The 13,074-nt window shown below is 62.3% G+C and carries 13 protein-coding genes and 1 tRNA gene; 7 read left to right on the forward strand and 7 right to left on the reverse strand.

The window, feature by feature from the left end; translation table 11 throughout:
• Positions 1-79: 79 nt before the first annotated feature.
• On the forward strand, positions 80-994 hold the full coding sequence (locus tag GWE18_RS07425; protein ID WP_275185110.1) for a metallophosphoesterase: 915 nt from the start codon (positions 80-82) through the stop codon (positions 992-994).
• 58 nt (positions 995-1,052) lie between these two features.
• Here the strand turns inward: GWE18_RS07425 and GWE18_RS07430 are convergent, their stop codons facing one another.
• Entirely contained in the window at positions 1,053-2,918 is a 1,866-nt protein-coding gene (locus GWE18_RS07430; protein WP_275185111.1) for a diguanylate cyclase, read from the reverse strand.
• Between the two features lie 331 nt (positions 2,919-3,249).
• Between GWE18_RS07430 and GWE18_RS07435 the strand changes: the two genes are divergently transcribed.
• Genes GWE18_RS07435 through GWE18_RS07445 form a run of 3 tightly spaced genes read left to right on the forward strand, consistent with a single transcriptional unit; the run spans position 3,250 to position 5,923 of the window.
• Positions 3,250-3,807, forward strand: a complete 558-nt coding sequence (locus tag GWE18_RS07435) for a MarR family transcriptional regulator (protein WP_275185112.1) — start codon at positions 3,250-3,252, stop codon at positions 3,805-3,807.
• Positions 3,808-3,830: 23 nt separating this feature from the next.
• A complete protein-coding gene (locus GWE18_RS07440) occupies positions 3,831-4,490 on the forward strand; it encodes a DUF4166 domain-containing protein (protein WP_275185113.1) in 660 nt (219 codons plus the stop codon).
• The gene (locus GWE18_RS07445; protein WP_275185114.1) at positions 4,487-5,923 is read left to right on the forward strand and encodes a TIGR01777 family oxidoreductase; all 1,437 of its coding nucleotides are present in this window, start codon (positions 4,487-4,489) and stop codon (positions 5,921-5,923) included. Before GWE18_RS07440 ends, GWE18_RS07445 begins: the two co-directional genes overlap by 4 nt.
• 6 nt (positions 5,924-5,929) lie before the next feature.
• On the opposite strand, the gene GWE18_RS07450 is transcribed toward GWE18_RS07445, so the two are convergent.
• Together GWE18_RS07450 and GWE18_RS07455 are read right to left on the reverse strand one after the other, a co-directional pair.
• A complete protein-coding gene (locus tag GWE18_RS07450; protein WP_275185115.1) occupies positions 5,930-7,453 on the reverse strand; it encodes a PAS domain-containing sensor histidine kinase in 1,524 nt (507 codons plus the stop codon).
• Between the two features lie 102 nt (positions 7,454-7,555).
• Positions 7,556-8,410 (reverse strand): LysR family transcriptional regulator, encoded by an 855-nt coding sequence (locus GWE18_RS07455; protein WP_275185116.1) that lies wholly within the window; start codon positions 8,408-8,410, stop codon positions 7,556-7,558.
• A 112-nt stretch (positions 8,411-8,522) separates the two neighbouring features.
• Here GWE18_RS07455 and GWE18_RS07460 point away from each other — a divergent pair, with 112 nt between their 5' ends.
• Positions 8,523-8,951, forward strand: coding sequence for a 4-oxalocrotonate tautomerase family protein (locus GWE18_RS07460; protein WP_275185117.1), 429 nt, complete (start codon positions 8,523-8,525; stop codon positions 8,949-8,951).
• Between the two features lie 20 nt (positions 8,952-8,971).
• Here GWE18_RS07460 and GWE18_RS07465 read toward each other — a convergent pair whose 3' ends face one another.
• Together GWE18_RS07465 and lipB are read right to left on the reverse strand one after the other, a co-directional pair.
• A complete protein-coding gene (locus GWE18_RS07465; protein ID WP_275185118.1) occupies positions 8,972-9,271 on the reverse strand; it encodes a hypothetical protein in 300 nt (99 codons plus the stop codon).
• A 122-nt stretch (positions 9,272-9,393) separates the two neighbouring features.
• Positions 9,394-10,122 (reverse strand): lipoyl(octanoyl) transferase LipB, encoded by a 729-nt coding sequence (lipB, locus tag GWE18_RS07470; protein WP_275185119.1) that lies wholly within the window; start codon positions 10,120-10,122, stop codon positions 9,394-9,396.
• 65 nt (positions 10,123-10,187) lie between these two features.
• On the opposite strand from lipB, the gene GWE18_RS07475 reads away from it, so the two are divergent.
• Together GWE18_RS07475 and GWE18_RS07480 are read left to right on the forward strand one after the other, a co-directional pair.
• Positions 10,188-10,430 (forward strand): FliM/FliN family flagellar motor switch protein, encoded by a 243-nt coding sequence (locus tag GWE18_RS07475; protein WP_057835618.1) that lies wholly within the window; start codon positions 10,188-10,190, stop codon positions 10,428-10,430.
• A gap of 97 nt (positions 10,431-10,527) precedes the next feature.
• A tRNA-Leu gene (locus tag GWE18_RS07480) sits at positions 10,528-10,612 on the forward strand.
• Positions 10,613-10,635: 23 nt separating this feature from the next.
• On the opposite strand, the gene GWE18_RS07485 is transcribed toward GWE18_RS07480, so the two are convergent.
• A complete protein-coding gene (locus GWE18_RS07485) occupies positions 10,636-12,078 on the reverse strand; it encodes a hypothetical protein (RefSeq protein ID WP_275185120.1) in 1,443 nt (480 codons plus the stop codon).
• A 120-nt stretch (positions 12,079-12,198) separates the two neighbouring features.
• Positions 12,199-12,618 (reverse strand): hypothetical protein, encoded by a 420-nt coding sequence (locus GWE18_RS07490; RefSeq protein ID WP_275185121.1) that lies wholly within the window; start codon positions 12,616-12,618, stop codon positions 12,199-12,201.
• Between the last annotated feature and the right edge of the window lie 456 nt (positions 12,619-13,074).

The raw sequence follows: 13,074 nt of genomic DNA on the forward strand, positions 1-13,074 counted from the left end.
GGGATAGGTGTCACTTTGACAGTCGCTCGAAGGCGAGGTTCAATCGTCAACTGTGACTATATTGGCCTTACAAAGCTTAGTGGATCGGATCGGCGCCGAACATGTAGAACGGCGGCTGAAAGTTGAGACTGAACATGAGGCTCAACTTTTTGGCCAGGGACTGATTCTCTTCAATCTCGAAAATTGGTACAGGGCGCCTTGGATCATTGGAAGCGCGCTGAAGCTGATGGGACTGTACAACCGCGCGCGTCGCAACGCCGATCAGATCGCCATTAAGACGAATCTACTTGAATTTGAGAACCTTCCTCCGGCATTTGCAAATTTCACAATTCTTCATCTCAGTGACCTGCACGCAGACATAAGCGAGGGAGCGATGCGGCACCTCATCGGCATTGTCGGCGACCTCAAATACGACATTTGCGTACTGACGGGAGATTATCGCGGAAAAACCTATGGACCATTCGACCCGAGCCTCAAGAGCATCCATGAGCTGACGGCCCGGATAAAAGGGCCGATGTACGGCGTGCTCGGCAATCACGACAGCATATACATGGTGCCCGCGCTGGAAGAGATGGGGATCCGGATGCTTTTCAATGAGTGCGAAACAATTTCGCGCAAAGATAGTCAGATCTATCTGGCAGGCATCGATGATGCGCATTTCTACCGGACCGACGACATTGAGAGGGCGGCGAAGCGAATTCCAAGCGGCGCATTTTCCGTTTTGCTGTCTCACACGCCCGAGGTCTATAGCGAAGCGGCCAAAGCCGGCTTCAATCTAATGCTCAGCGGCCATACCCACGGTGGACAGCTCTGCCTTCCCGGCGGGATTCCAGTCAAGTTGGAGGCTCGCTTGCCGCGCTCGATGGGTGCGGGCGCGTGGCATCACGGTAGAATGGTCGGTTACACATCGGTTGGTGCCGGAACGAGCCTGTTGCCCGTTCGCTTAAACTGTCCGCCGGAAGTTACTTTACACACGCTTCGCCAGCGGATGTAAGCGCTTGACCTGTACTAATCCGCAGGAAGATGCCGTCGTGCTCGCGCGAAACCTCGCGCTAATGCGTCCGCTCGCCCGGCGCGACTTCGCCGTCGTGCTGGATGGAGGCGCTATCGACATAGTGCAGGTCGCGTGAAGAATACACGACGCTGCGATTGCGGCCGAGGCGCTTTGCCTCGTAGAGCGCGGCATCGGCTTCTCCCACCAACGCTGCCTCGTCGAGGGTCGAGCGGTTTTTGGCGGCGACGCCTGCGCTGATGGTGATGTAGCCGCGGCTGGAGGCCGTGTTCGGAATGCCGAGCGCCCGAATTGTCAGCCGGATGGCTTCGGCCACCCTCAGGGCTTCGTCTCCCGGGGTGTTCGGCAACACAATTGCGAATTCCTCGCCGCCATAGCGCGCTGACAGGCCAGACGTATTGCCGGCCGCATTGCCGATTGCCTTCGCAACCGCCTGCAGGCAGCGGTCGCCGGCCTGATGTCCGTAGGTGTCGTTATAGCCCTTGAAATTGTCGATATCGAACAGCAGCACCGAAATTTCTTCGCAGGCTTCGTATTCGCGTCGCAGGAAGCCATCGAAGGTGCGGCGGTTGGTGAGGCCGGTCAGTCCGTCGGTTGCGGCGAGCTGGGTGAGGCGGCGGTTGAGCTGGGTCAGCTCGTCCTCCATCCGCTTGCGTTCCGTCACATCGCGGATGACGCAGAGAAATTCCGTCCGGGCGGGGTCGCTCGGTTCCGTCGCCAGCTTGAACTTGCTTTCGACCCACGCCAGCGTTCCGTCGGCGCGATAGTGCCGGAACACGACCGTGCTGACGCTATCGATACCCCTGAGCCTTGTGGTGGCCTGCCTGACGCTCTCCCGGTCCTCGGGGTGGACCAGCTCGAAGCATGATTTTCCGATCAGGTCCCTGGCACGCAGCCCCAGCACCGGCTCGACGGAACGGGAAACATAACGGAGCAGGCTGCGGGCATCGATCAGGATGATGATGTCGGCGATATTGTTGGCCAGCAATCGGTAGTGCGCCTCGCGTTCGCGCAGCGTGCGTTCGGTCTTGTTGCGAAAGCGGAACTGCAGGGCAAGCAACGCCGCCAGCATCAGGATCATGCATAACAGCACGCCTGCGACGATGGCGTCGGTGCGCAATCCCTTCCACCATTCGGAAAGCAGCCAGTCTTCCGACATGGCCACGGTAACCACCATGGGGTAGTGCGGCGTTTTCTCGTAGCCGAGGTGCTTCACGATGCCGTCGAACGGCGAGATGATCTTGTAGTATCCGACAGAGCTCAGCTTAAGATGCTTTGAGAACAGGGCGGTCTTGGACAGATCCGTGCCCCTGTCCGACTGCGGCCAGCGTATCAGGAGCGTACCATCATTCCGTATCAGGGTGATGCCGCCGTCCGGGCCGAGCTTGAATGTCCGGTAAAAGCCGTTGAAGTAATCCTTGTCGATCGCTGCAGCGACAACCCCGCCAAAGCTGCCGTCGAGCTTGGTAATACGCTTCGAAAGAACGATCATTGAGGATTGTTCGTCTACACGGGACTGCATCGGCTCACTGATCCGAAGTGCGTTCTCCGGTGTGTCGCGGTGATAGGCGAAGTAGCTGCGGTCCGAGGCAGTGTGGCGCGGTGTCTCCGGCAATGACGAATAGGTCCAGTTGCCCTTGGCATCCGCGACGCCAATGTCGCGCAACTGGGGAAGCGTTCTCGCCGTTTCAGCGAGGTACCTGTTGAACCGATTCGGCTCGGGATCCCGGTATTTCAGCAGGTCCACCATTCCAGCCATCGCGATATCGACCGCCTGAATGGTGTGCGAGGCATGCTCGGAGAGCGAATGGACGAGGTTCTGGATGTCGGAGCTGCCGCTCGCCAGCGCCGCTTTCCTGGCGTCGAGCACCTTCCAGGCCATGACGCCGAGGACACTGGCGGTCATGACAAGCGCAAAGATGATGACCAGGGACGTCGACGTTACCCGCCGCAGCGGCCCGCCCGGGTCTGGGGGATTTCGATGGGGCATTCCATGCCTTGATGACCGCGCCAGACCTCGTTGCGGGTGATGCGCACGGTTGAATCTAAGCCGCGACCGGTACTGAGCGGTTAACGAATCGAACCGAAGAACGACGGAACGGCTTCGATCCGGGGTTCCATCTCGGGAACCCATGCGGAGCGTGGTGTCGGAGGCGGCCGTGCCGCGCACGGCCGCCGGGCCGCCGTGGACTCGCGGCGGGCTTGACATCCGTGCAGTAACGTCAGATATTTCTGTCATGACAGAAACAACCGGCAAAAAGAAACTCCCTGCCGTCGTCGAGCGGTTCATCCTGCACTGGGGCGACATGGGAGACGAGTGGGGCGTCAACCGCTCCGTCAGCCAGATCCACGGCCTGCTTTATCTCGCCGAGGCGCCGATGACGGCGGAAGATATCGCCGAGACGCTCGGTATGGCACGGTCCAACGTCTCCAATTCCATCAAGGAATTGCTGGCCTGGAATCTGATCCGCCGGGTGCCGATCCTCGGCGACCGCCGCGATCATTTCGAGGCGGAAACCGATATCTGGGAAGTCGCGGCGCGGATCGCCGCCCGCCGCAAGGAGCGCGAGATCGATCCTGCCATCGATGCGCTGCGTGCCTGCGTTTCCGACGCGGCTGATGACCCGACCATCAGCCCGGTCGCAAGCAAGCGGCTGAAGGAAATGCTGGCTTTCACCGAACTGGTCGACCGCTGGTACATGCAGATGCTGGGCGTGCCGCGTCCGAGGCTCGTCGCGCTGATCAAGCTTGGCGAGAAGATCGTCAGCTTCTTGCCCGCAGGCAAATCCAGATAGGTGCAGAGGGGCAGGAGTGTGTGATGGCGTCCACCAGAATACCAAGGCCTCCCGCAACACCCGCCTCGAACACCATCCTGCTCGACGACCACCGCTTCCACGATCTGTTGCCTGACGAGGAGTGGGGCCGTCTGCCGCTGGCGACCTGGCGGCGCTTCTCCAAGCGCTTCGCCGACGGCGAGACCGTGGTCTATGTCGGCACGGTCGAGGAAGCGAGCTTCACACCGGCCGGCTGGTGGCTGGCGCAGCTTGCGCGCGTCATCGGCGGACCGCTGCCGCTTTGCACCGAGACCGGCGTGCCGATGGTCGTGACGGTGACCGAGGCGAGCGGCGGCCAGACCTGGACCCGCATCTGCGCGCGCAGCAACGGCTTTCCGCAAGTCATTCACTCGGCGAAACGGTTCGCCGGGCCGACCGGGCTCGAGGAATATGTCGGCTACGGCGTCAGCATGGCGCTGCGGATGTCGGTCGAGCACGATGCGCTGGTGTTTCGCAGCGTCGGCTACTCCTTCCAGTTCGGGCCGTTGAGATTGCCGCTGCCCATGCGGTTCACGCCAGGCGATCTCACCGTGACCCATTCCGATCTCGGCGACGGCACATTCCGCTTCACGCTGGAGATCGTCCATCCGCGCTTCGGCAAACTCATTCGTCAATCCGCCGTGTTCCGGGAGGCCGCATCATGACGTCGCTGCTTTGGATCCTGATCGCCATTCAGGTCGCGATGGGCGTGTTCGACACGTTCTATCATCATGAGCTGACCGAGCGGCTCGCATGGCGTCCCTCGCAGCGCTACGAGCTGCAGCTTCATGCGTTGCGCAACATGCTCTATGCGCTGCTGTTCCTGGTGCTGGGCTGGCTGGAGGTGCACGGCATCCTTGCGATGCTGATCATCGCGGTGCTGGTCGCCGAAATCGTCATTACGCTGATGGATTTCGTCGAGGAGGACATCAGCCGGAAGCTGCCGGCCAGCGAACGCATCAATCACACGCTGCTCGCGATCAATTACGGCGCCATCCTGGTACTGTTGCTGCCGGTGCTGATCGGCTGGGCAGCGCAGCCGACCGGCGTCAAATCGGCTTACACGGGCTGGCTCAGTCTGATCGCGGCGGCAGCGGCCGCAGGCGCGGCACTATGCGGCCTGCGCGACTTCACCGCGTCAAAGCGTCTTTCGCGCATGACCTGCGCGCCCGCGGCAAGCCTGGTCGAAAAACTGCCCGCCGGGCAGACTGTGCTCGTCACCGGCGCTACCGGCTTCATCGGCAGCCGCCTGGTCGCGGGCTTGAGCGGTGCGGGGCATCAGGTCATCGCGCTGGTGCGCAACCCTGCGAAAGCCGACATGCTGCCGCCGCCGATCACGCTGATCACGAGCCTCGATCAGCTCCCGGCGGACACCAGGATCGATGCGATCGTCAATCTCGCGGGCGAGCCGATCGGCAACGGGCTGTGGACCGAAGCCAAGCGCCGCAAGATCCTCGATTCCCGCATCAACATGACGCGCGAGGTCGTCGCCCTGATCGCGCGGCTCGAACGCAAGCCGGCGGTGCTGGTCTCGGGCTCGGCGATCGGCTGGTACGGGCTCTGGCAGGACCAGGTGCTGACAGAATCAGCCAAATCGCATGCCTGCTTCAGCCACGAACTCTGCGAAGCTTGGGAGAACGCGGCGCGTCCGGCAGAAGAGCAGGGGATCCGCGTTGCGTACTTGCGGATCGGCCTCGTGCTCGGTACCGACGGCGGCTTCATCACGCGGATGCTGACGCCGTTCGAGTTCGGCCTTGGCGGGCCGCTCGGCTCGGGCCGGCAGTGGATGTCGTGGATCGAGCGCGATGACCTGATCCGCCTGATCGCCCATGTCATCGCGCGCCCCGAGATCTCAGGACCCGTCAATGCGACGGCGCCGATCCCGGTTACCAACCTGAAATTCACCGAAGAGCTCGGCCGCCGGCTGCGCCGGCCCGCGCTATTCCGGATTCCCGACGCGCTGCTGCGCCGTGTCGGCGGCGATTTTGCCAACGAATTGCTGCTCGGCGGCCAGCGCGTGCTGCCGAACAAGGCGCTGAGCCACGGATTCGTGTTCCGGCACGAAACGCTGCGCAGCGCGTTCGAGGCGATCTTGTGAGCGCCGTCACCGCGGCAGTTTCGCGATCGCCTGGCTGAGTTCGTGAATTTCGTAGGGCTTGCGCAGGATGGGAAAATCGCCGTGCACGTTCAGCGCGGCGTCGCTATAGCCGCTGGCGAGCAGGATCGGCAGTCGGGGTTTGATCGCCTTCAGGTGGCGGGCCAGGCTGAGGCCATCCATTTTGCCGGGCATCACGATGTCGGAGAAGACGAGGTCTATTCCGTCGAGCTCAATTTCGCGCAAGGCCGCTTCTGCATCCGCCACCCGGCGCACGGTGTAGCCGAGCTGTTCGAGCAGGCCGGCGCTGACGGAGGCGACATCCGGATTGTCCTCGACCAGCAGCACGGTGCCGCTGCCGGCGGCCTCGGCCGCATTGGCATCCTCGGCCGTGTCAGCGGTTTCCTTTCGCGGCAGCAGAATCGTGATCCTGGTACCCTTGCCGAGTTCGCTCGCCACCTTGACCGTTCCGCCGGCCTGATGTGCGAAGCCATGAACCTGCGACAGTCCCAAACCGGTGCCCTTGCCGATCGGCTTGGTGGTGAAGAAGGGATCGAAGATCTTGGAGAGGATATCCGGTGCGATGCCGGTGCCGGTGTCCGCCACCGAGATCGCGACATGTCCGCCTGTATCGGCCTTGCCACCGGGCGCGTCGTTGCGCGCCGATATCGTGATGACGCCGCCGCCGGTCATGGCGTCGCGGGCGTTGATGACGAGATTGACCAGCGCCGTCTCGAACTCGGCGACGTCGACCATGACCGGCCAGACGCCCTTGGCGACGTCGAATTGCAACGCCACCGCGCCGCCGGCGGCGGTATCGAGCACTTCGCGCACCGCATCGATGCGCTCGGCGACATCGACCGCCTGCGGGTTGACGCTCTGCCGCCGTGCGAATGTCAGCAACTGGCTGGTGAGGGAGGCGCCGCGTTTGGTCGCGCCTTCGATCGCTGACAGCGCCCGTTGGCACCTGGGATCGTCGCCCACCGCTTTCTTCAGCGTGTGAAGACTGCCGCTGATGATCATCAGAAGATTGTTGAAATCATGCGCCACGCCGCCGGTCAGTTGGCCGAGCGCGTCGAGCTTCTGCGATTCCGCAAGCTGCTGGTGCATCTGGTCCAGCTTGAGCTGGGCTGCGCGGCGCTCGGTAATGTCGCGGGTGATCTTGGCGAAGCTGACGAGCTTGCCGTCCTCGCAAATGGGATCGATGACGACGCTGGCCCAGAAGAACGTGCCGTCCTTGCGAACCCGCCAGCCTTCCTCCTCGTAGCGGCCCTGTTCCCGGGCGATACGCAGGGCACGCAGCGGCTTGCCGCTGGTGCGGTCGACTTCGGTATAGAAGCGGGAAAAATGCTGGCCGATGATCTCTGTCGGCGTGTAACCCTTGATCCGCTGGCCGCCGACATTCCAGCTCGTCACCAAGCCGTTCGGATCCAGCATGTAAAGCGCGTAGTCGGCAACGCCTTCAACCAGGAGTCGGAAATTACGTTCGGATTCGAATAGATCCCTTTGCTGCTGCTGATCTTTCTTGAACATTCGACTGCCCGTTTAAGAGGCGCAAACGCGCAAGGCACCAATTGGTTCCGGAAAAATCGGTCTTTTTAACGAAACGGTACGTTACGCCGGCGAAACGGACCGTTACGCCGAGGCAACCACGCTCCTGAACGTCGCCGCCAGCGTCCGCAACGCTGCGAGCTTGGCCGGGTCGCTGACCTTCGAATGCAGCACCACCTTCGAGGAAGAAAGCCGCGGCAGCCCTTCGGCCGGCCCGATGTCGACCAGACCCGGCGGCGCGATCCGCCGGGCCAGCGGCGCTACCGCGAGGCCCGCCAATGCCGCGGCGACCACGGCGGTGACGCCGCCGCCGACAAAACTCTCGGTCCATGGGATGCCGGCCTTGTCGAGGGCGCGGATGGCGAGCGCGCGCACGCCGCAGGGCGGCGCCAGCGTCGCCAGCGGCAGCGTCTCGCCGCGGCGCCAGACCGGGCGTCTTGCGGCGAACCAGCCGAAGGTGTCTTCCGTCAGCTTTTCGCCGTCGCGCCGGCTGCCTTCCTGCCGCACCACCACGGCGTCGAGTTCGCCGGCATCGTAGGCATCCAGCATCGCGCGCGAAAAGCCGATCGTCACGGAAAGCGCCAGTTGCGACGACATCGCGTGCAGCCGTTCGAGCAGCGGCACCAGTTCCGGACCCGCGGCGTGATCGGAGATCCCGAGCGACAATTGCTGGCGCGCGGGCTTTTCGCCCGACAGCGCGCGGTCATGCGCCTCGATGAGCGCGCGGGCGTGGGGCAGGAACGCCGCGCCGTCCGCCGTCAGCGCGACCGCCCGCGGCGAGCGTTCGACCAGGCGTTTGCCGGCCACGCTCTCGAGCCGCTGCAGCTTCATGCTCACGGCGGCCTGCGTGGTGCCGAGCGCCTCGGCGGCGCGGGTAAAGCTTTGCAGTTCGGCGACCAGCAAGAACGCCTGCACTGTGTCGATATCGAGGGTGTTCATCTGATCATCAATATTCGTTATCACTGTTATGAGAAGAGATAAGATACCAAAATGATGGCCGCGGGTCTAGGTAACGCGGAGCGCGATGCCAGCGCCTTTGAAGGAGAAGACCATGCCGCTCATCACCGTTACCTATTCCAGCGTCCGCAAGTCGCCGTCGCTGAAAGCCGAGATTGCCTCCGCCGTCAGCGATCTCACCGCGCGAATCCTGCGCAAGGATCCCAAGGTCACCGCTGTTATCGTGAAATCGGTCGATGCCGCCGACTGGTTCGCCGGCGGAAAGTCGCTCGCCGAACAGAGCCTCGCCAGCTTCTGGCTCGACGTTCATGTCAGCGAGGGCACCAACACCAAGGACGAGAAGGCGGCCTATCTCGCCGCGCTGTTCCAGCGCATGGGCGAACTGCTCGGGCCGCTGCATGAGGAAAGCTACGCGCATGTCGACGAAGTGAAGGGTGATGCCTACGGCTTCGGCGGCCTCACCCAGGAGCGCCGCTATATCGCGGGCCAGCTCGAGGTCGCGCCGCGCAAGGCGGCGGCGTGAACCTCATCGGGAAGCACATGTCACGCCCTTAGTACGCCCAGCACGGCCGCGGTGGCCGCGACAAACGAAAGGGCAATCACGGTGGCGCGCCACAGCAGTTGTTGGCGCGCGACCCGGCGATCCCTGTACGCAAGCCAGTCCCGGACGAACCCGGCCGGAATATCGAACACGACGGCCGGGCGCTCGGGATCATGAGTTTCGTGATCGGCGAACATCGCCCGCACATTCGGCACGCCCAGGCGGTCAAGTTCGCAATTCCATTCCCAGGCGTGGGCGCCGTTGGTCCATCGGTTCTCGAAGGGAAGCCGATGCGATTTCATCGCGACCTCCTGTTTCGAATCCGTCTGCGTTGGAATATGTGGCCCCGCTTGCCTCAGGCGGAAGATCGATCCGCGTCGGCCGGTGCAAAAAACGCTGCGGGATGAGACTTTGGCCAGATCAGCTAAGCCGTTGCTTCCGGTAGGCGTGTGGCGGTTGCCCCGAACACCTCTTCAAACGCCTGCCGCAGCGCGACGTCGACATCTTCCATCGTCACCGGCAGGCCGAGATCCACCAGCGAGGTAACGCCGTAACGCGGATCGATGACGCCGCAGGGCACGATCGCGGAGAAATGCGACAGGTTCGGTTCGACATTGATGGCGATGCCGTGGAACGACACCCAGCGCCGCAGCCGCACGCCGATCGCTGCGATCTTGTCCTCATAGCCCTGGCCCTTGTCGGGGCGCCTGACCCAGACCCCGACGCGATCCTCGCGGCGCTCGCCGCGCACGTTGAAGGCGTCGAGCATGCGGATGATCCATTCCTCCAGGCCGGCGACATAGGCGCGCACGTCTGGCCGGCGGCGCTTGAGGTCGAGCATCACATAGGCCACCCGCTGGCCAGGGCCGTGATAGGTGAGCTGTCCGCCGCGGCCGGTGGTGAATAGCGGGAAGCGCCGATCGAGCAGGTCGCCCTCCTTGCTGCTGGTGCCCGAGGTGTAGAGCGGGGGGTGCTCCAGCAGCCAGACCAGTTCGGCGGCCTTTTGGTCGGCGATCCCGGCCGCGCGGGCTTCCATTTGGGCCACGGCCTCGGGGTAGGGCACAGGAGCAGCCGAAATCCGCCATTCGACCTCGCCGCCGCCTTTGGCCTGCGCGAACGTCGTCAAATCAAGGTTTTGGCGGTCATTAACCATTGGCTAACCATAACGTGGTCAGGTGGAACCACACAGCAATTTAGTTCCCCTTTGGCGGTTCAGAAGTGGCCACCCTCGATAAAGTCAGCGTCGATCTCATGGTGGTGCTGGGCACCACAACCATGCCCATCCACCAGGTGATGCGGCTTTCCCGCGGCGCCATCATCGAACTGGACGCCACCGAGCAGGACGAGGTCAAGATCCTCGCCAACAACCTACCGGTGGCCAGCGGCGTGGTGCTGGTGGATCGCAACCGCATCGCGGTCGAAGTCAAGCAAATGCTGCCAAAATCTCCTGATGTCAGGTAGTTATCGGAGCGCAAAACTTCCTTGTCCCACCATCCCTGATTTGTTACATCGGCGCCGTTGATCCGGCGGGCCGCAATCCTTCCAGCCGGTATCCCAAGCGCTCGTGGCGGAATTGGTAGACGCGCTGCCTTGAGGTGGCAGTGAGTAAAATCGTGGGGGTTCGAGTCCCTCCGAGCGCACCACCCCCACGTTTGGCGTTGAAATCTCAGGGTTTTTTCCGCCGGTTACTCTCAAAAGTTACTATTCTGTTCTGGTCGGTCGGCATCGCCAGATCGGCGATGTTCTCCATTTGATCATAGGCCTCGATCTTCTCCATCCCACTGATCGCAAGCTTGTCCCGGTTCGCTTTGGCAATGTAGAGCGCCGGCATCTTGTGATCGCGCCAGCCGAACATCGCCATCATCTGCGCTTCCGTGCATTCCGAGTAGGCCGCAACTTCCGCGCGCGCCTTGCGCACGCCATGGCAATTCTTTTTGGGCTCGTTGACGCCGGCCAGCCGAGCAAACTTCTTGAACTTTGCCGCCCACGCCTTCTTGTTCATCGGCATGATCTCGCCCTTCACCAGCTTGCCGGTGAAGACCTCGCCGGTACCCAAGATGCCGGCATTGCGCGCTGCCGCCAGGGAGACCGCGAAGTCGCGATGCACGGGCACCGTCGCCGTGGTGTGGCCCTTGCTCTTTTCGGTCGCGACCTTGACCATCATTGTCTTCAACGTCCGCTGCAGGTGGGCGGATCCAAAGCGAGAAGCATCGCCGAGCCGCAGGTGAGTGTAGTGGAGGATGTCGAACATCAGCCGCGCCTCGGTGCCGAGCGGCCAGCGCGCGCGATACTTCGCCATATCCTCTTCTGTCCACGGCACCCAGCCACCGCTCTCGCGCGAGGCCTTTGCCTTGCCACTCTTAAGCCCGATGGTCGGATCGTCATCCGCCTCGATGTGCTCCTCGTCGATCATCCAGCCGATCATGTGGCGCAGCACCGACAACAGATTGCCGGCCTGAACCGGCGTGCGCGCCTTCAGCTCCTCGCGCAACACCCTGCGCGTAAGTGCGGCAAACGATCGCTCGCCGTTGTCACCAAGCAGCGACTCAATCAGCCCGGTCCGCGCATCTCGCGTACTCTCGGCCAGCCCTTCTTCACCAATCGCCAGATTGCCAAGCCACCGGTCGCTCTGCTTGTAGAGCATCCAGTACCAACGAAAGCTGCCCGGGACTGGCGGCGTAGTCGGCAGTGGCTCGCGCTTTTCGCGCGTCTGCTTTTCGGCGCGAACCCAGTCGGTGGCGTCGCCGAACTTGCCAATCTGGTCGACGATTGCGGCATCGACCGCGCGATTGAACTCATCGCTTCCGAACTCTTCGTTGATTCTGATCTTGGGCAGCTTGTCGCGCAGCTGTACATACCAACGCAGCTGCCCCTTGTCGGAGACGTCACTGATCAGGTAGCGGCGCGAGGTGGCGGGTGCCTCGTCGGGCTTGGTGCGGCGCATGCGTGGCACTCCTCCCAAGGCACGGACCGCAGCCTCCCAAGCCTTGTGAAAGTCGCTCTGCTCAGCCGTGCTGTACTCTTCAACGACGTCGATGCGGCGTCCCGTTTTGCTGATCTTGACGTACCAGCGCAGGCGGCCACGAAAATTGTCGTGGTACAGGTTCATCCGGTGATCCTCGGGCGCGCGAGGAGACCGGACTTTTTGTCCAAGCATTGGCTTTCTCCGTGATCCAATGCTTGGAGTCTAACGATGCGGGGACTCCGCATCAATTGCATAAGGTGCGTTTCACCCGCTTTCGGTGCGTTTCAGGTAACGCTGCAATGCCTCGGATGGTGTCCATTCTTGGTCGAAATCATTTGCAGGCTTGATCGGTGCCGCGCTTGCCGTGAGCGCAATACGAATAACGCCATCGCCATCAACGGTGACAGCGCTCGCGCCGGCTTCCTTGGCGGCGCGGATCGCACGGGCAATGTCTGCTTGTGTGACCTTGGCTGGGCGTCGCGGCATCGCGCTTCTCCTATAGACTGCAAAATTCAGCGCCGTCAGAACCGGAATCGTCGGTATGAAGAACTGAGAAAGCCGCGGACAAAAGAGTAGCCAGTTGTCCGTCGGGCGTTCGGTTAGATTGGAGTGGAAATCGGAGGGTAACTCAGAGGGTCGGGGTAGCTCGACTTGGATCGTCAAAGCGATCTGATTGCCGTTCACCCGTATCTCTGTGCGCGGCCAAGGCTTCGTGCTAAGCGATATCAAGCAAGCTGATCAGGCTCATAACCTGAAGGTCATAGGCTCAAATCTTATCCCGCAACCACTTTCATTATTACCCGCTCACCGTCCCGATCTAACGCCCGGGACGGACTTAGATTTTTCTTAGGAACGCGGAGCGGGCGGCGAGTTTAGTGGGCCGCTGCTGATCGCTACGCCTGCTTGGCGTTCTCCAATGAAAGGCTCGGCTTTGTTTGACAGGGTCGGCCACCGCCGCGGGGTCAACACTAACGCTGATTGAGTACGAATCTGGGGCTGAACGTTCGAATCGTTCGGGCGCGGCAGTTCTCGGGCAAAGAAGAGCACCACCGGGCCCCAGTTTTTCGCCGCGTGAGATTGTTGTAAAGGTCCTCGCTCAGACGCGGCCCTCTCGAGGCTGAAACAGGGGTTCGATTCCCC

This window comes from Bradyrhizobium sp. CSA112 (assembly GCF_029051645.1).
GTDB lineage: Bacteria > Pseudomonadota > Alphaproteobacteria > Rhizobiales > Xanthobacteraceae > Bradyrhizobium.